Annotated in this window: 14 protein-coding genes; 4 read left to right on the top strand and 10 right to left on the bottom strand. The window is 63.3% G+C overall.

Translation table 11 applies throughout. The annotated features are described in order from the left end of the window. The first annotated feature begins 19 nt into the window (after positions 1 to 19). Positions 20 to 1,102 carry an NAD(P)/FAD-dependent oxidoreductase gene (locus B0G57_RS28460; RefSeq protein WP_018442274.1) on the top strand — a complete coding sequence of 361 codons (1,083 nt, stop codon included), beginning with the start codon at positions 20 to 22 and terminating at the stop codon, positions 1,100 to 1,102. Between the two features lie 152 nt (positions 1,103 to 1,254). Continuing rightward, positions 1,255 to 1,728 carry a universal stress protein gene (locus B0G57_RS28455; RefSeq protein ID WP_018442273.1) on the top strand — a complete coding sequence of 158 codons (474 nt, stop codon included), beginning with the start codon at positions 1,255 to 1,257 and terminating at the stop codon, positions 1,726 to 1,728. A gap of 76 nt (positions 1,729 to 1,804) precedes the next feature. Here B0G57_RS28455 and B0G57_RS28450 read toward each other — a convergent pair whose 3' ends face one another. The 4 genes from B0G57_RS28450 to B0G57_RS28435 form a co-directional block, all read right to left on the bottom strand. Then, positions 1,805 to 2,110: a hypothetical protein gene (locus B0G57_RS28450; RefSeq protein ID WP_018442272.1), complete on the bottom strand. Its 306-nt coding sequence runs from the start codon at positions 2,108 to 2,110 to the stop codon at positions 1,805 to 1,807. 225 nt (positions 2,111 to 2,335) lie between these two features. Continuing rightward, positions 2,336 to 4,129, bottom strand: a complete 1,794-nt coding sequence (locus B0G57_RS28445) for a chloride channel protein (RefSeq protein WP_018442271.1) — start codon at positions 4,127 to 4,129, stop codon at positions 2,336 to 2,338. Between the two features lie 22 nt (positions 4,130 to 4,151). Next, positions 4,152 to 4,568, bottom strand: a complete 417-nt coding sequence (locus tag B0G57_RS28440; RefSeq protein WP_018442270.1) for a MarR family winged helix-turn-helix transcriptional regulator — start codon at positions 4,566 to 4,568, stop codon at positions 4,152 to 4,154. 98 nt (positions 4,569 to 4,666) lie between these two features. Beyond that, positions 4,667 to 5,839, bottom strand: coding sequence for an HPP family protein (locus tag B0G57_RS28435; RefSeq protein ID WP_018442269.1), 1,173 nt, complete (start codon positions 5,837 to 5,839; stop codon positions 4,667 to 4,669). 296 nt (positions 5,840 to 6,135) lie between these two features. Between B0G57_RS28435 and glgX the strand changes: the two genes are divergently transcribed. Beyond that, the gene (gene glgX, locus B0G57_RS28430; protein ID WP_026229967.1) at positions 6,136 to 8,325 is read left to right on the top strand and encodes a glycogen debranching protein GlgX; all 2,190 of its coding nucleotides are present in this window, start codon (positions 6,136 to 6,138) and stop codon (positions 8,323 to 8,325) included. Between the two features lie 4 nt (positions 8,326 to 8,329). Here the strand turns inward: glgX and B0G57_RS28425 are convergent, their stop codons facing one another. From B0G57_RS28425 to nirB, 5 genes are read right to left on the bottom strand one after another with little or no spacing between them, the layout of a single operon-like run. Beyond that, a complete protein-coding gene (locus B0G57_RS28425; protein WP_018442266.1) occupies positions 8,330 to 9,454 on the bottom strand; it encodes a CmpA/NrtA family ABC transporter substrate-binding protein in 1,125 nt (374 codons plus the stop codon). Positions 9,455 to 9,457: 3 nt separating this feature from the next. Further along, positions 9,458 to 10,045, bottom strand: a complete 588-nt coding sequence (locus B0G57_RS28420; protein ID WP_018442265.1) for an ANTAR domain-containing response regulator — start codon at positions 10,043 to 10,045, stop codon at positions 9,458 to 9,460. After that, on the bottom strand, positions 10,042 to 12,765 hold the full coding sequence (locus B0G57_RS28415; RefSeq protein WP_018442264.1) for a nitrate reductase: 2,724 nt from the start codon (positions 12,763 to 12,765) through the stop codon (positions 10,042 to 10,044). The genes B0G57_RS28420 and B0G57_RS28415 overlap by 4 nt, the downstream gene beginning before the upstream one ends. Positions 12,766 to 12,781: 16 nt before the next feature. Further along, complete coding sequence (nirD, locus tag B0G57_RS28410) at positions 12,782 to 13,108, bottom strand: nitrite reductase small subunit NirD (RefSeq protein ID WP_018442263.1); 327 nt, start codon at positions 13,106 to 13,108, stop codon at positions 12,782 to 12,784. 10 nt (positions 13,109 to 13,118) lie between these two features. Then, positions 13,119 to 15,551: a nitrite reductase large subunit NirB gene (gene nirB / locus B0G57_RS28405; protein WP_018442262.1), complete on the bottom strand. Its 2,433-nt coding sequence runs from the start codon at positions 15,549 to 15,551 to the stop codon at positions 13,119 to 13,121. A 506-nt stretch (positions 15,552 to 16,057) separates the two neighbouring features. On the opposite strand from nirB, the gene B0G57_RS28400 reads away from it, so the two are divergent. Beyond that, on the top strand, positions 16,058 to 16,711 hold the full coding sequence (locus B0G57_RS28400) for a peroxiredoxin (protein WP_018442261.1): 654 nt from the start codon (positions 16,058 to 16,060) through the stop codon (positions 16,709 to 16,711). Positions 16,712 to 16,774: 63 nt separating this feature from the next. Here the strand turns inward: B0G57_RS28400 and B0G57_RS28395 are convergent, their stop codons facing one another. Beyond that, complete coding sequence (locus B0G57_RS28395; RefSeq protein WP_018442260.1) at positions 16,775 to 17,092, bottom strand: hypothetical protein; 318 nt, start codon at positions 17,090 to 17,092, stop codon at positions 16,775 to 16,777. Between the last annotated feature and the right edge of the window lie 109 nt (positions 17,093 to 17,201).

Raw genomic sequence — 17,201 nt, 5'->3', positions numbered from 1 at the left:
GAACCGTGGAGAATCGAGCGTGAACGAGGCAACATCCCCCGAAACCGGCAATCCGATACGAACCGATGTCGTCATCGTCGGAGCGGGGCCCGTCGGCCTCTTCGCCGCGTTCGAAGCCGGCGTGATCGGATTGTCGTGCCACCTCGTCGATGCGCTCGGTGAAGTCGGCGGCCAATGTATCGAGCTCTATCCGGAAAAGCCGATCTTCGATATTCCGGCTGTTCCTGTCTGCACGGCGCGTGAGCTCGTCGAGCGGCTGATGGAGCAATGCAAGCCGTTCGCACCGCCGATTCATCTCGGTCAGCGCGTCCTGCATGTCGAGCAACGCGGGGAAGACAAGCGCTGGCTCGTCAGCACGGAGCAAGGTCTGAGATTCGACGCGGCGGCAATATTACTTTCCGCGGGGAATGGTGCATTCGTTCCGCAACGCGTGGCACTCGAAGAAGCCCAGGCGCTGGAAGGGCGGCACGTTCACTACGCTGTGCGGCAACGCTCGACGTTTGCCGATCAACGCGTTGTCGTGGCCGGCGGCGGCGATTCGGCGCTCGATTGGGCCTTGGCATTGCGTGGCGTGGCGAAGCGCGTCACGCTCGTTCATCGACGTGAGACGTTTCGTGCGGCTGCCGCGACGGTGCAGGAAGTAAAGAACGCCGCGGCGGCGGGCGAGCTCGACCTGATCATCGGCACGATCGCAGCCCTCGATGCGCCGGGCGGCAAATTGCGATCCGTCGAAGTGAAGCGGATCGGTGGGTCGGTCGTCATCGACGCCGATCATCTGATCGCGCTTTTTGGCCTTGTTGCGGAGCTCGGTCCGATCGCGCGATGGGGATTGGAGACGCTTGGCGGGCGCGTGGCCGTCGATACGTCGAACTACGAATCGTCGAAGCCCGGGATCTTCGCCGTCGGCGATATTGCCGTCTATCCTAACAAGCAGAAACTGATCCTCTCGGGCTTTCACGAAGCCTCGCTCGCGCTGCGCAAGGCCTATACCTATGCGTTCCCCGACAAAAAGCGCGTGCATGTGCATTCGAGCTACGATCAAAAGCTGTCCGAGCGGATCCTCGGCGCCGAGGGCGTGGCCGCGCATGCAGAGGGACATTGAGCGAGCGTGCGCACGCGCACGCTCGGCCTGTCGAGTCGAGCATGGCGGCAGTTGTTCGCAGGCGGGATCCCAACCATACTGCCTCATATACCGGACGTTCGCGATGCGTAGCGATGCGCCTGGCGGACGCCGTTCTCTAATGGAGGCGTCTCATGTACAAGCGAATCTTGGTGCCAGTCGATGGCAGCGAAGGCGCGTTGCATGCACTCGATAGAGCCATCGAGCTTGCGCGGTCGCTTCATGCGGAAGTGCAGGCCGTCTTCGTGCTCGTGCATCCGGCACAGCTCGTCGATATCGGGGGTGCGTATGTCGAGGAAATACCCCCCACCGATACGACAAGCCGCACGGCAACGTCCGTTCTCGACGAGGCACGCGAGCGTTTCGCGCGGGCGGGCGTGGTGGGGAGCGTCCGCGCGATCGATTCGTACGGAGACAGCATCGTCGCTGTCTTGAAGCGAGGCATCGACGAGTTTTCGGCCGATCTCGTTGTGATGTATTCGCATGGTCGCCGGGGATTCAGGCGGCTCCTTGCCGGCAGCGTCGCCGAATCGTTGCTGCGCGGTACCACCATCCCGTTGCTGTTGCTGCGCGACATTACCGAAGAGGAGGAGGGCGCCGCAAGCTGAACCTCGGTGCGCGGCGTGCTCCTTGATCGGCCTTGTGCCCGGGTGCGCTCGTCCGCCGCTGCAGGCACGAGCGAGCTTAGCCTGCCCGGGAGCGAAACGTCGCGGCAGCGGGCCGCACGACTACCGACACGCGGCGACACAGCAATGCACGGCGGTGCGCGCGTCGTGCACGCACCGCCGCGCTACGCGGGACTGGTTGCTTCGTTGCGCGCTCAGCGTCCTCGCGCTTCGCCGATTCCGCCAGCGTTGCCGCCTTGATCGAATCGGCGAATCGTTGCAGAGCGGAGATCGAACCGCTGATGCTGTGGTAGGTCTGGCTGCCGATGCGTGCGTCGAGCAACACCTGCAAGCCTGATTGTGTCGCCAGTTCCAGAATGTTCATATTCGGCCTCCCCGTTTGCAGCCGGCACCGCTTGAGCGCGGGTGCTTTGCCCTCTTTCTCGACCGCGCTTGAGCCAATTGTCAGACTTGCCGTGTACGGCGAATGTGCGATGGCTAACGGCACTCGTCCGCTTACCCACTGAATAGCGTCTGATCGGTGCGTTCACCCACCCAGGACGAGCAGCGCGTCCCGTCGTCATGGTTGTGGCTCGCGCCGCGCGCCGTCCTACGAGGCCTTCCTCCGTGGCAGCCGAGAGGGGCGCAGCAGACTCAGCCCGCGAAATCGCTCTCTCTTGTGTTCTTCCTCGAAGTGAGCGCGAGCCGGCTTGACGAGGTCGCTTCGTGCGACGATGCCCACGAGTTCGAGCGACTCGCGATCGGCGACGACGGGCAATCGTTCGAGGCCATGGACGGCGAGGCGCGTCGCAACGAGCCTGCAGGTTTCGTCGGCGAGCGCGACCGGTGTCGAGTGGCCAGCCAGTGCATCGCCGAGCGTAAGATCGGCCGTTCGGTCGCCGTGCTCGGCGTTCAAGGCCACGACCGTGCCGCGATCGACTACGCCGACGAGTTTGTTGCCACGTACGACCGGGTAAGCGCGATGCGACTGACTCTCGCCGAAGAACGTCTTCAGCGCTTCGTGCGTCGTCAGCGACGCATCGATGGTTTCGACGCTGCGTGTCATCACTTCCTCGACATAGTGACGTTCCAGCGGGTCGACGCCATATTCGCGATAGATGTGATATCCGCGCCGCGCGATTTTCTCGGTCATGATCGAGCGCCGCATGACGACGGTGGTAAAGCCGTGGGCGACGAGCGTTGCCGTGAGGAGCGGCAAGAGCGCGTTGCTATCGTGCGTTAATCCGAACGCAAAGAGAATCGCGGTCAGCGGCGCGCCAAGCGTGGCGCCGAGCGTCGCGGCCATCGAGACGAGTGGCCACAGTGTCGGCTCACCGCCCGGCAGAATATGGCCGAGGACGACGCCGAGCCCCGCGCCGAGCATGAGCAGCGGCGCGAGCACACCGCCCGACGTCCCGGAGCCGAGCGCGATGACCCATACGATCGCCTTGACGACGAGGATCGCGACAGCGATTTGAATCGACAGGTTTTGATGCAGCAGATCGCCGATGACATCGTAACCGACGCCCAGGACGCGCGGCTCGATAAAACCGCCGATGCCGATGATGAGGCCGCCGAGTGCGGGCCACCACATCCAATGCAGCGGCAGCTTGCCGAAGAGGTCTTCCGTCTTGTAGAGCGATACCGACAGGCCGCAAGCGAGTGCGCCGCTGCCGAGCCCGAGGATCGCGCACGACGCGAGCGAGATCGCATGAGGCGCGGCCGTCTGCAGCGGAAAAAGCGGCCCGGCGCCGAACCATGCGGCGCGCACGAAGCCTGCCACGGCGCACGCGAGTGCGACTGGCAAGAAGCTGCGCGGGCGCCATTCGAAGAGCAGCAATTCGACGGCGAGCAGCACGGCCGCGACCGGCGTGCCGAACACGGCCGTCATGCCCGCCGCCGCGCCCGCGACGAGCAGCGTCTTGCGTTCGGCCGCCGTCACCTTGAAGCATTGCGCGAGCAGCGAGCCGAGCGCGCCGCCGGTCATGATGATCGGACCTTCCGCGCCGAACGGCCCGCCGCTGCCGATGACGATGCCCGAGGAGAGCGGCTTCAACACGGCCACTTTGGGCGACATGCGGCTCTTGCCAAAAAGGATCGCTTCTATCGCTTCCGGAATGCCGTGACCGCGAATCTTTTCCGAGCCGAAGCGCGCCATGAGGCCGACGACGAGACCGCCGGCGGCGGGCACGATGATGACCCAGGGCCCGAGCGCGTTAGACGCCGGCGAATGATCGCCGAACGAGAACGTCCCGTAAAAGAACAGGTTCGTGAACAAATGGATCAGATGAAGCAGCACGTAAGCCGCTACCGTGCCGAGCACGCCGATGACCGCGGCCAGCGCGCAGATGGCAGGCAAGCGCGCATTCGCGGAAAAGTCTCTTTTGTGAATATCGACGTTCATTGCTTCTCTGTTCGTAAACCGGTTAAAGATCGATCTGCGGCACGTTGAACGTGTCCTTCAGTGAATTCAGTTCGGCGCGGTGCAGCGCCGCGAGCCGCGCGAGGATGGATTCGCCGGCCTTCAGCAAATGGACTTCCATCTGCCGCCGATCCACCTCGCTCTGCCTGCGCTCGACGAGACCGATGGCTTCGCAGCGGGAGACCAGCGCGACGACACCATGATGCTGCGCCTGCAGCCGCTCCGCCAGCTCGCCGATCGTCGCCCAGGCGCGGCCCGGATAGCCTTTCACATGGAGCAGCAGCAGGTACTGCAAAGGCGTGATACCTTCGCTTTGTGCCGCACGCTCCGAAAAGCGTTCGAATCGGCGCATCTGATAACGGAACTCTGAAAGCTGCTCGAAATCTTCTTTGTCGAGCGCGCGCGAAGCAGGGTTTCTCATTTTCGGCCGGAGACTGTTCAAAATGGCCGAAAATTATATCACATTGTGATATTTTGACCCCGGCGCGGCCATCAAGGCACGATGCTCTGTACATGAGATCAGGCGCGGGCCAGGTTCAGGCGTTGCCTTTGCGTTTGAGTTTGCCGATGCAGGCCGCCGATCAGGTCTGATTGCGTGATCATGCCGGCCAAGCGCCGATCGCTGTCGAGCACAGGGATATGGTGATGGCCATAGTGCGCGAAGAGCGGGATGAGTTCGGCGACGGGCATCGAGGCATCGACAGTGCAAACAGCCGGTGTCATCAATTCGCCGATACGGCGGGTGGCGGCGCCGTCGCGCCTCAAGGCGGCGAGCCCAGTGCGAATGCGGCGCAGGCCGAACGGCGTACGGCCGACGAAATCGGTTCGCGTCACGATGCCGACGACGCGGCGTGCATCGTCGATGACGGGCAAGGCCTTGATGCGATGTCGCTCGAGCAGGCGCCAGGCGGCTGCCGCTGTTGCTTCGCGCGATACCGTCACGATGTTGCGCGACATAATCTGATCACAGGTCATATCGCTGAAGCTCCGCGCGTAGGCGAGCAATTGCGCTTCATGCACGAGAGACTGCAAGTCGTCGGCCGCCACGTCGATCCATTCGCCGCGATGCCGAACGATCGCCTCGATATCGGCGCGCGTCACGCCGGCACGCATATCGTCCCGTCCAGAAGCGGCGTTCGCGCCGGCACGGCCAACATGTGTGTGCGGATAGCGATGTCCCGTCAATCCGTGATAGACGATGGCCGCACCGAGCAGAACGATCGATTGCAATCCGATCGGCTCCAATACGAAACGAAAGCCGAGCGCATGGATAGTCGGGCCGCCGAGCACCGCGGTCAACGCGACGGCGCCTGAAGGGGGGTGCACGCAACGCAGCGCGAACATCGCGCAAGTGGCCATGGCGATCGCCAGCGCCGCTGCCGCAATCGGATTCGTGAGCCAGTGCGACGAGAGCACACCGAGCGTTGCCGCCACGAGATTGCCGCCTACGAATGACCAAGGTTGTGCCAGCGGGCTCCCGGGCACGGCGAAGAGCAGCACGGCCGAGGCACCCATCGGCGCGACCAGAAGCGGGATGTCCGCCTGCGAGCCGAGGAGCCAATACATTGTCACGCCAGTTGCTCCGATGCCGATCAGCGCGCCGAGACAGGCGCGAACCCGTTCGCGCCATGCAACGGCGATGGGATGCGGGGCAAAGCTCTGAAACCAGCGGGCAACGGCGAGGCGCGACACGGTTTGATCCGATGAAACGAGTGGGATGTCCGAACACGGGTGATGAGCGCACCGGCCTGCGCTGTTGCACGACCCGCGCTCACGTTCGCTCACTCTGCCCCGAAGGTGCACTTTCAGAGGGCAGGAGCAAGCAAACGGGGTGCGATTATATCTCAACGTGATGTATCGGCGCGCCCGCGGGCGGGGCGCGTTGTATCGATGCAAATGGAGCGGGCTACTGGCGCAGTTTCATGCGTCGATGCGGAACGAAGCTTGCTCGACTGTCGCGTCACGGACGACTCTCGATGTGAGCACGCATGTCAACCACAATGCCTATCGCTGAAGGCCTCCCGTTCCCGTTGGGTGCAACATGGGACGGCCAAGGCGTCAACTTTGCCCTCTTTTCCGCCAACGCCACGCGGGTCGACCTCTGCCTGTTCGACGAAACCGGCAAGCGCGAGCTTGGGCGGATCGAATTGCCCGAATTTACGGACGAGATCTGGCACGTTTATATACCCGGCTTGCGGCCGGGCGCGGTTTACGGGTATCGCGTGCATGGCCCCTTCGAACCGGAGGCCGGCCATCGTTTCAATTCCAGCAAGCTGCTACTCGATCCCTACGCGAAAGCCCACGTCGGGAGCCTGAAATGGGACGCCGCGGTATTCGGCTACAGACTCGGAGCCAAGGACGGCGATCTGGCACTCGACAAGCGCGACAGTGCCCCATTCGTCCCCAAGTGCGTCGTCGTCGATCAGAATTTTTCCTGGACCCACCCCACGCGCATACGCGTGCCGTGGGACCGCACGATCATCTACGAAACACATGTGCGGGGATACTCGAAGCGGCATCCTGCCCTGGCGCCCGAGCTGCGCGGCACATTCGAAGGTCTGGGTCAGAAACAGATCGTCGACTACGTGAAAAGCCTTGGCGTCACCTGCATCGAATTGATGCCCATTCACGCGTTCGCCAACGACAGTCATTTGCTCGACAAAGGCCTCACGAACTACTGGGGCTACAACACGATCGGCTTCTTTGCGGCCGACCCTCGCTATTTCGCGCGCAGCTCCGGCATCATCGACGAGTTCAAGCAGATGATCGACCGCTTTCACGAAGCCGATCTCGAAGTGATACTCGATGTCGTCTACAACCACACCGCCGAAGGCAACGAGCTTGGCCCGACGCTGTCGTTTCGGGGGATCGACAACGCTTCTTACTACCGCTTGATGCCCGACGAGCCGCGCTACTACATCAACGATACCGGCACCGGCAACACGCTGAATCTTTCGCATCCGCGCGTGCTGCAGATGGTCATGGATAGCCTGCGCTACTGGGTCACCGAAATGCAGGTCGACGGCTTTCGCTTCGATCTCGCGACGATTCTGGGCCGCGAGCCGTACGGCTTCGACGAAGGCGGCGGTTTTCTCCACAGTTGCCGCCAGGATCCCGTGCTCTCGAGCGTCAAGCTGATCGCGGAGCCATGGGATTGCGGCCCGGGGGGCTATCAGGTGGGCGGCTTTCCGCCAGGGTGGGCGGAATGGAACGATCGCTTTCGCGACACCGTGCGCGCGTTCTGGCGCGGCGAGGACGGTGCCGCGCCCGAGCTCGCCAGCCGCATCACCGGCTCGGGCGACAAGTTCAATCGCCGTGGCAGGCGCCCCTGGGCCAGCGTTAACTTCGTCACCGCACACGATGGATTCACGCTCAATGACCTCGTTTCGTACAACGACAAGCACAACGACGCCAACGGCGAAGACAACAAGGACGGACACTCGGACAACAAGTCTTGGAATTGTGGCGTCGAAGGACCGACCGATGATGCGCAAGTGCGCGCGCTGCGTGAGCGCCAAAAGCGCAATCTGCTCGCGACGCTATTGCTTGCGCAAGGTACCCCGATGCTCGTTGCGGGCGATGAATTCGGCCGCACGCAACAAGGCAACAACAACGCCTACTGCCAGGACAACGAAATAAGCTGGCTCGACTGGGAGGGCATCGGTGACGACGGACGCGCGCTGATGGAATTCGTCATCAAGCTGACGACGCTGCGTCATACGCTTCCTGTATTGCGACGGGGCCGCTTCCTGACAGGTGCGTTCAACGAAACGCTTCAATTATCCGAAGTGAAATGGATGAGCCCGGCGGGTACGGAACTGACGGCGCAGCAGTGGGACGATCCACTGATGAAATGTTTCGGCCTTGTGATCGATGGTCGCGCGCAGGTGAGCGGCATTCGCCGACCGGCATCCGACGCCACGCTGTTGCTCGTGCTGAACGCGCATCACGACGTGGTCGACTTCACGCTTCCCGAGATACCCGGCAGCGATCAATGGAGCTGTCTCATCGACACCAACGTCCCTGTCCGTGAGGAATTGCCGGACTTCGAATCGGGAGACGTCTATCAGGTCACGGGCCGCTCACTGCTGCTGTTCGCGCTTCACGCCAAAGGTCAAACCAAGCGCATTTTTGCGAAGCTCGAGAAGCAACTGACGGAAGAAGGCGGTGCCAAATAAATAGTCAACGCCATGCCGCGCCATCGCAAAGGAAAACCGTCTGCGTGTCGCCAGGGATAGGAACTTCGCTCAGCGTCGCGGCATCGCGATAGAGCGCGGTCTGATTGATGGCGGCGGCGATCGCGGCATCGCTCGCGGTTTCATTGCCTTCGCCGCCCGACCGTGTGCGAAGCAGGTGCCAACGTCGATATTGTTCGATGAACCACCGTCCCTCCGACACGCGCGGATAGTTGACGGTCCCCCCATCGAAGAACGAGACGGTGAGCGGCGGCTGCGGGAAACGCTTGCCTCCCTCCCGGCCCGCGAGTCTAGCTGCGATGAGTTCGAACGGAACGTCGAGCGCTTCGGGCTTGGCGAGCCAGCGCGCGATTTCCTCGCGATGCGAAGGCGCATCGACCCATCGGCATGCCTCGAGCATCGTCTGGATCAATGCCCGCGCCGTATTCGGGTATTGGGCGACAAAGTCGCGCCGGCAGGCGAGCACCTTCTCGGGGTGGCCCGGCCATATTTCGCTCGTCGCCGCGACCGTTTCACCCACGCCGCGCGCTTCGGCGACCGCGTGCCAGGGTTCGCCCGCGCAAAAACCGTCGAGCGTGTCGCGCTCGAGCGCGTCGACCATACGCGGCGGCGGAATGACGACGCTTTCGATGTCCTCGAGTGGATGCACGCCTTGCGCCGCGAGCCAGTAATAGAGCCACATCGCATGCGTGCCGGTCGGAAACGTCTGTGCGAATACGGCGGGCCGCCCGAGCGTGGCGAGTGCGGTCTTGAGATTGCCCGCTTCATCGAGCGCGCGAGCGAGGCGGGTCGAGAGCGTGATGGCCTGGCCGTTCCGATTCAATACCATGAGGACGGCCATGTCCGCCTGCGGCCCGCCGATGCCGAGCTGCACGCCGTAGACGAGGCCGTAGAGCGCGTGGGCCGCGTCGAGCTCGCCGGCCAGCAGCTTGTCTCGCACGGCCGCCCATGACGGCTGCCGGCAGAGCTCCAGCGTGAGTCCATGCCGATGCCCGAATTCGAGTACCTTCGCGGCGATGAGCGGGGCCGCGTCCGACAGTGCGACGAAACCGACGCGCAGATGTGTTTTTTCAAGGGCCGTTTCGGCGACGGGGAGCATTTCGGTTTCCATGACCTACCTCGATGAATCCGCCGCGTCGACGAGCCGCCGCGCGATTTCGGCGAGCCGCACGCCGGCATCCATCGCGCGCTTGCGCAACGTGGCGTAGGCTTCGTGCTCGGACATCTTGCCGCGCTCCATCAAGAGCCGCTTCGCCCGGTCGATCGTCTTGCGCTCGGCGAGCTCGCCCTCGACTCTGGCGAGACGTTGCCGCAGTTTCTCTTCATGAGCGAAGCGCGCGAGCGCGACTTCGAGAATCGGCGCAAGCCGCTCGGGCGCGAGGCCCTCCGCTACGTAGGCCGTGACGCCCGCATCGACGGCCTCGCGGATCAGGCGCTGGTTCGCATCGTGGCTGAACATGAGCACGGGCCGTGGCGCCGTCTCGTTCATGACGGCGAGGTGCTCGAGCGTGTCGCGCGAAGGCGATTCGGTATCGATGATGACGACGTCGGGCCGCTCGCGCTCGACCACCTTCGGCAGCGCCTGCGGCGTCGCCGCTTCGGCGAGCATCTCGTAGCCGAGACGCGCGAGCGCCTCGCGCATTTCGCCGATCGGTTTTTCGGTATCGGTGACGAGCAGGATGCGCAGCTTCGGTGATGTCATGCAACGGCCGTGGCGTTCAACAATCGCTTGATTTCGGGTACGCAGGAGCCGCACACAGTACCGCAGCCGAGTGTCGATTTCAATTCGTCGAGGCCGGCGTTTGCCGCGATGGCTTCTTCGATTTGTGTCTGCGTCACCTGTTTGCAATTGCAGACGATTCGGGCGCGCGGCGCAAGTGCGCGCAGCGCGTCTTCGCCGCCGGGCAGGAAAATCGTATGGCGCGGGCCTGTCCATGGCGTCGCCGCCCGGATCTGTTCGATCAGCGAGCGCGCGCCGCTCGTATCGCCTGTCAGCAAGAACCCGTCGATCAGCTTGCCGTTCCATGCCACGCGCTGCTCGCGGCCGCGGCGTGCGTCGCGATACTCGAGCAGATCGTCGCCGCGCGGCAATCCGAGCGCATCATGGAGCCGGTCGGCCCAGTCGGGGTGCGCGATCGCGTCCGCGGCCGAAACGACGAGCAGGTCTTCGTCCTCGATCCGGATGGACGCATAGCGACGCTCGCCGAGCAACGGCTGCACGGCCGCTCGCAGCGCCAGGGTGTCGCCGCGCTTCGCGGCTACGAGCCGCCACGGCAAGTCGGGCACCTCGATTCTCACGGCGGCATGCTTGAGCTCAGGCTGCGCCGAGTAGGGATCGACGGCGCCGATGGTCGCTTCGTTCACGCCCCCGTTGTTCAGATATTGTCCGCTCCAATGCATGGCGGCGAAGAGCGTGCCGGAACGGAGATCGTCCGACGTTTCGAGCGGGAGCACCATCTTTCCCCGGCGGCTCGCAATGGTCACGAGATCGCCGTCCGCGAGGCCGCGGCGGGCAGCATCGCCGCGATGCATGACGACGGTCGCTTCGGGCGCGTGCGCAAAGAGCGCGTCGGCGCGGCCCGTGCGGCTCATGCCATGCCATTGGTCGCGCAGGCGCCCTGTCACGAGCCGGAACGGGTAGCGCGCATCGGTCGATTCGGCGACAGGCAGATAGGGCGTCTTGTGAAACCGGGCGCGGCCGTCGTCCGTGGCGAATACCCCATCGGTGTAGCGGCGCTCATCGCCGCGCGCCGCACCGGCGACGAACGGCCATTGCTTCGGGCCCTCGTCTTCGAGCACGGCATACGAGAGCCCGCCGATGTCGAGATCGCGACCGACCGTCAACGCGCGGTGCTCGTCGAAGATCTCGTTGGGCGAGGCATACGGGAATAGTTTGGACTCCGAAGCGACGACATCATGCGCGTTCTCGTGTCGAGGCATCAGTCGCTGCTCCAGGCGACGGGCAACCTCAGCGACGATCCACCAGTCGGCGCGCGCCTCGCCCGGCGCCTCCACGGCGGCCCGCACGCGCGAAATGCGTCTCTCCGAATTCGTGACCGTGCCGGATTTCTCGCCCCATGTCGTCGCGGGAAGCAGTACGTCGGCATAGGGGACGGTATCGGTCTCGACGAAAGCCTCCTGCACGACGACGAACTCGGCCTTGGCCATTGCCTTGCGAACGCTTGCAATGTCGGGCATCGAATGAACCGGATTCGTGCAGGCGATCCAGACTGCCTTGATCTTGCCGTCGGCGATCGCATCGAACATATCGACGGCCGGCAGTCCGATCTTCTCGGACAGTCCCTGGACGCCCCAGAACGCCTCGACTTCGGCCCGATCGTCGGCATTGCCAATATCGCGATGCGCCGCGAGCATCGTCGCCATTCCGCCGACCTCGCGGCCGCCCATCGCATTCGGCTGGCCCGTCAGCGAAAACGGCCCCGCACCCGGCTTGCCGATCTGCCTCGTCGCGAGATGGAGGTTGATCAGCGAGAGGTTCTTGTCCGTGCCGTGACTCGACTGGTTGAGCCCCATGCAGTAGAGCGACAGCGTCGCCGGGCTGTCGGCGAACCATTCGGCCGCCCGAATCAGGTCTTGCTCCGCAATGCCGCAGATCCCCGCTGCCATGCGCGGCGAATATTCGCGCACCAGCGCCTTGAGGTCGAGGAACCCGTGCGTATGCGCGTCGATGAAGTCGCGCTCGAGCATGCCTTCCCATATCAGATGGTGAAGCATGCCGTTGAAGAGCGCGACATCGGTGCCCGGTTGGATCGCAAGGTGGAGATCCGCCAGGGCGGCGACGTCGGTGCGGCGCGGATCGACCACGATCCAACGGATGTCGGGATTTTTTGCTTTGGCATCCTCGAGCCGACGAAACAGCACGGGGTGCGCATAGGGCATGTTGCTGCCCGCGAAGAGCACCGTTCGAGCAAGCTCGAGGTCTTCGTAACAGGTCGGCGGCCCATCGGCGCCGAACGCCTTCTTGTATGCCGTCACGGCGCTCGACATGCAAAGCCGCGAATTCGTATCGATGTTGTTCGTACGAATCAATCCCTTCGCGAGCTTGTTGAAGACGTAGTAGTCCTCGGTCAGAAGCTGGCCCGATATATAAAACGCGACGGAGTCGGGCCCGTGTTGCTCGACGATTTCGGCGAAGCGAGCGGCGACGTGATCGAGCGCGCTCGACCAGTCGGACGGCTCGCGCTTCGCCTCGCGCGTCGCGCGCAACTCGGGCTGAAGCGCGCGGCCGGCGGTGCTGGCCGCCGTGAGCGGCAGCGAGCGTCCTTTCGTGCAGAGGCGTCCGAAATTCGCGGGATGATCGGGATCGCCGGCGATGCCCGTGATGCGGCCGTGCTCGGCTTCGATCAGCACTCCGCAGCCGACGCCGCAATAGCAGCAAGTCGAGCGCGTGACGGTTTTCATCGCGACATGCCCTCCGTCACGAGAGGCAGACGTAGACCGCGACACCCTCGACTTTCACGGGAAACCGGCGCGCGCATCCCTGGTCGGGTGCGCGGGCCTCGCCCGATGCCAACTCGATGTTCCAGCTGTGAAGCGGGCACGTGACGGTCTTGCCGTGGACGATGCCTTGCGAAAGCGCACCGCCCTTGTGCGGGCAGCGGTCCAGCAGCGCGAACACTTCGTCTTCGGCGGTGCGAAAAATTGCGACGTCGCCGTCGGCATGCTTGAGCACGCGGCTGCCGAGCCGCGGGATGTCGGACAGCTGGCAGACGTGAGTCCAGTTGGGCAGGTTCGATCGATCCATGGTCAAGTCCTCACTCGATTACCGTAAGCGGAATGTATTCACGTTGCTGCACGCCTTCGATGCGTTCCTGCCACGGATCGGGCAGGCCTTCGAGCGAGTAGAGCAGGCGTTCGTAGAGCGCCTTGCGGCTTGCGGCGTCCTCGACGATCTTGCGCTTCACATAATCGAGGCCGACACGCGCGATGTAATGAACCGTGCGATCGAGGTAATGCGCTTCTTCGCGGTAGAGCTGAAGGAATGCGCCGGTGTACTCCTTGACCTCGTCGGGCGTCTTGACCTTGGCGAGGAACTGCGCGACCTCGGTCTTGATTCCGCCGTTGCCGCCCACGTAGAGTTCCCAGCCGCTGTCGACGGCGATCACGCCGACGTCTTTGATGCCCGCTTCCGCGCAATTGCGCGGGCAGCCCGAGACCGCGAGCTTGACCTTGTGCGGCGACCACATGTTGGCGAGCATCGTCTCGAGGTCGATGCCCATTTGCGTGCTGTTCTGCGTGCCGAACCGGCAGAACTCGCTGCCGACGCAGGTTTTCACAGTGCGGATCGATTTGCCGTAGGCATGACCGGACTGCATGCCGAGATCGCGCCAGACGTCGACGAGATCTTCCTTCTTCACCCCGAGCAGGTCGATGCGTTGGCCCCCCGTCACCTTCACCATCGGGATGTTGTACTTATCGGCCACGTCGGCGATGCGGCGCAACTCGTCGGGCGTCGTCACGCCGCCCTTCATCTGCGGCACGACGGAGAACGTGTTGTCCTTCTGGATGTTGGCGTGCACACGCTCGTTGACGAAGCGGCTTTGCGGATCGTCGACGGCTTCGTGCGGCCACGTCGAGATCATGTAATAGTTGATGGCCGGGCGGCATGTCGCGCAGCCGTTCGGCGAGCGCCACTCGAGGAAGTCGTAGACTTCCTTGTGCGTGAGCAGCTTGTTCTCGCGAATCGCCTTGCGCACGTCGTCATGGTTGTGGTCGGTGCAGGCGCAGATCGCCTTCGTCTTCGGCGTTTCCTGGAAGCTCGTGCCGACCGTGCTCATCAGAATCTGCTCGACGAGGCCCGAGCAGGAGCCGCAGGAGCTCGCCGCCTTCGTATGCTTCTTGACGTCGTCGAGCGTGAAGAGTCCCTTCTCCGTGATCGCCTTCACGATCGTGCCTTTGCACACGCCGTTGCAGCCGCACACTTCGTCGCCGTCCGCCATCGCCGCGGCGCGGTTGTGCCCTTGAACGCCCGCATCGCCGATACTCGATTCGCCGAACATGAGGCGGTCGCGCAGCTCGCCGAGCTTGCGGCCTTCGCGCAACAGCTTGAAGTACCAGGCGCCGTCGGCCGTATCGCCATAAAGACAGGCGCCGACGAGACGATCGTCCTGGATGACGAGCTTTTTGTAGACGCCGCTCGCCGGGTCCGACAGCACGATCTGCTCGGTGTTGTCGCCGCCGATGAAATCGCCCGCGGAGAAGAGGTCGATGCCCGTCACCTTCAGTTTCGTCGAAAGCACGGACCCCTTGTAGCTGCCGATGCCCATCAGCGCGAGGTGATTTGCGCAAACTTTCGCCTGCTCGAAGAGCGGCGCGACGAGGCCGTAGGCGATGCCGCGGTGGCTCACGCATTCGCCGACGGCATAGATGCGCGGGTCGTACGTCTGCAGCGTATCGTTGACGACGATGCCGCGATTGCAGTGCAGGCCGGCCGCTTCGGCGAGCGTCGTGTTCGGGCGAATGCCGGCGGCCATGACGACGACGTCGGCGGCCATCTCGTCGCCGTCCGCGAAGCGAACCGCGGCCACTTCGCCGGCCTCGTTGCCGACGATTTCGGTCGTTGCCTTCGAGAGCAGGAATGAGAGTCCGCGTTCTTCGAGTGAGCGTTGCAGCAGCTTTCCGGCGCTCGCGTCGAGCTGGCGCTCGAGCAGGGTCGCGGCCAGATGGACGACCGTCACATCCATGCCGCGCAGCATGAGCCCGTTGGCCGCTTCCAGCCCGAGCAGGCCGCCGCCGATCACGACCGCGCGGCGTTTCACTTGCGCCGCATCGATCATCGCTTGCGTATCGTGAATGTCGCGATAGGTGATGACGCCCTTTAACGTGGCACCGGGCACCGGAAGGATGAACGGTTGGGAGCCCGTTGCGATGAGCAGGCGATCGTAGGGCGCCTCGGTGCCGTCTTCCGCGACGACGCAACGGCGCTTGCGATCGATGCGCGCGATGGCCTTGCCGAGATGCAGGTTGATGCCATTGCGCTCGTACCAATCGAGCGGATTGAGGACGATGTCGTCGAATGTTTGCTCGCCGGCGAGCACGGGGGAGAGCAGGATCCGATTGTAGTTCGGGTGCGGCTCGGCGCCGAAGACGGTGATGTCATAGTGATCTGGGGCGAGCGCGAGCAGCTCTTCGATCGTCCGGATGCCGGCCATGCCGTTGCCGATGACGACGAGTCGGGGCCTGTTCATCGATGGTCACTCCTTGAAGCGGGCGTCGCAGCATCGTTGCTCGACCGAAAATGCTTATTCCGCATGAGCCAAAACGAAACGGCGTCCGCTCGTGTCCGAAAGCACGAGGGGACGCCGTTGTCCTTAAAGCGATGGCGAGCGGGCGTTTCATCGCCGCATCGCATCTTGCTGCATGCATCCCGACGCCGTTGCCGGGCACGGGCCGCTTAACGCAAGCCCTGTGCCAACGACCTCAAACCCAGCCCTGCCGCGGGTTTCGCCAGATTGGGGCAAAGCGACGCGAACTGTTCAAGGGCAGCTGTTGCACCGCAGCAGTGCAGGCGCCCTATGCTGTCGCACTTGTTTTGCGCTGTGATGTCTTCTTCGGTGCGTCGCATTGCATCGCGCGCGTCCATTCGGCGTCTATAATTCCTAGCCTCATCTCTTGCGGCGCCTCGCGCGATTTATTCGCGTCGCATATCGTGAGAATCCGGGCTTGCCAACGCACATAGCAAAGGAGATTTGATATGACCATCCGCATCGGTGACGAAGCACCTGATTTCACCGCCGAGACGACCGAAGGACCGATCAAGTTTCATGAATGGATCGGCAATGGCTGGGCGATTCTCTTCTCGCATCCGAAGGACTTCACACCCGTTTGCACGACTGAGCTTGGCTACATGGCGGGTCTCAATCCGGAATTCGAGAAGCGCAATACGAAGATCATCGGCCTCTCCATCGATCCCGTCAGCGATCACAAGAAATGGGTGGGCGACATCGCCGAGACGCAGGGACACGCAGTCAACTATCCGATGATCGGCGACGACGACCTCAAGGTCGCCAAGCTCTACGACATGATCCATCCCAACGCGAGCGCGGGCCCGCGCACGGCGAACGACAATGCGACCATTCGCTCCGTCTTTATCATCGGGCCGGACAAGAAGGTGAAGGCAATGCTCATCTACCCGATGAGCGCGGGCCGCAACTTCGACGAAGTGCTGCGCTTGCTGGATGCGCTGCAGCTCAATGCCAAGCACTCGGTCGCCACGCCGGTCAACTGGCGGCCCGGCGATGACGTGATCATTCCGACGTCAGTTTCGAATGAGGATGCGCAAAAGAAATATCCGCAGGGTTTCAAAACGCTCAAGCCGTATTTGCGGACCGTGGCGCAGCCTAAATAATTAATCGCGATAACGATATGCCGGCCGATTCGGTCGGCATACCGGCGCGCCTGAGAAGTCGATTCAGTGATTGAGCCTTTTCATGACTTCGGACTCCAAAGCGGCGTGCCACTCTTCCGATGCTTCTATCGGATCCATTTCGTCTTCGATGAAACCCTGAGCACGTTCGGCCGCAAGCCGCGTTCCGTCGAAATCGGGGCCAAAGTCGTCGCTGTCGTCGCCGGGCGGCTCGAGCATGTCGCGCAGCATCGCCGCAAGCTCCGGCGTATCCCATGGCTTGCCCTGTTGCTTGCGAACCTTGATGTAATGCCTGATTTCCGCGTCCTGCTCCGGCGTCAACGGGAGCCCGCGAAACGTCCGGTTCGGGTCGAGGTCGGTCATGGTGGCTCTCCGGCGCGATCAGTCGATATGAGTGTAGCGCCGTTGAGGGCTCGCACGCTACATCAAACCGTATTCGAGGCGTTCGCGATGAGAACGGGCTTAAGCGAGA

Source organism: Trinickia symbiotica (genome assembly GCF_002934455.1).
Classification (GTDB): Bacteria; Pseudomonadota; Gammaproteobacteria; order Burkholderiales; family Burkholderiaceae; genus Trinickia; species Trinickia symbiotica.
This window is presented reverse-complemented; position numbering and strand designations above follow the sequence as displayed.

Excerpts from the sequence above, each read along its gene's own strand:
- B0G57_RS28445 (WP_018442271.1), bottom strand. The coding sequence starts at position 4,129 with ATGAACGTCGATATTCACAAAAGAGACTTTTCCGCGAATGCGCGCTTG.
- glgX (WP_026229967.1), top strand. The coding sequence starts at position 6,136 with ATGTCAACCACAATGCCTATCGCTGAAGGCCTCCCGTTCCCGTTGGGT.
- B0G57_RS28425 (WP_018442266.1), bottom strand. The coding sequence starts at position 9,454 with ATGGAAACCGAAATGCTCCCCGTCGCCGAAACGGCCCTTGAAAAAACA.
- nirD (WP_018442263.1), bottom strand. The coding sequence starts at position 13,108 with ATGGATCGATCGAACCTGCCCAACTGGACTCACGTCTGCCAGCTGTCC.
- B0G57_RS28400 (WP_018442261.1), top strand. The coding sequence starts at position 16,058 with ATGACCATCCGCATCGGTGACGAAGCACCTGATTTCACCGCCGAGACG.
- B0G57_RS28395 (WP_018442260.1), bottom strand. The coding sequence starts at position 17,092 with ATGACCGACCTCGACCCGAACCGGACGTTTCGCGGGCTCCCGTTGACG.
- nirB (WP_018442262.1), bottom strand. The coding sequence starts at position 15,551 with ATGAACAGGCCCCGACTCGTCGTCATCGGCAACGGCATGGCCGGCATC.
- B0G57_RS28455 (WP_018442273.1), top strand. The coding sequence starts at position 1,255 with ATGTACAAGCGAATCTTGGTGCCAGTCGATGGCAGCGAAGGCGCGTTG.
- B0G57_RS28420 (WP_018442265.1), bottom strand. The coding sequence starts at position 10,045 with ATGACATCACCGAAGCTGCGCATCCTGCTCGTCACCGATACCGAAAAA.
- B0G57_RS28415 (WP_018442264.1), bottom strand. The coding sequence starts at position 12,765 with ATGAAAACCGTCACGCGCTCGACTTGCTGCTATTGCGGCGTCGGCTGC.
- B0G57_RS28450 (WP_018442272.1), bottom strand. The coding sequence starts at position 2,110 with ATGAACATTCTGGAACTGGCGACACAATCAGGCTTGCAGGTGTTGCTC.
- B0G57_RS28440 (WP_018442270.1), bottom strand. The coding sequence starts at position 4,568 with ATGAGAAACCCTGCTTCGCGCGCGCTCGACAAAGAAGATTTCGAGCAG.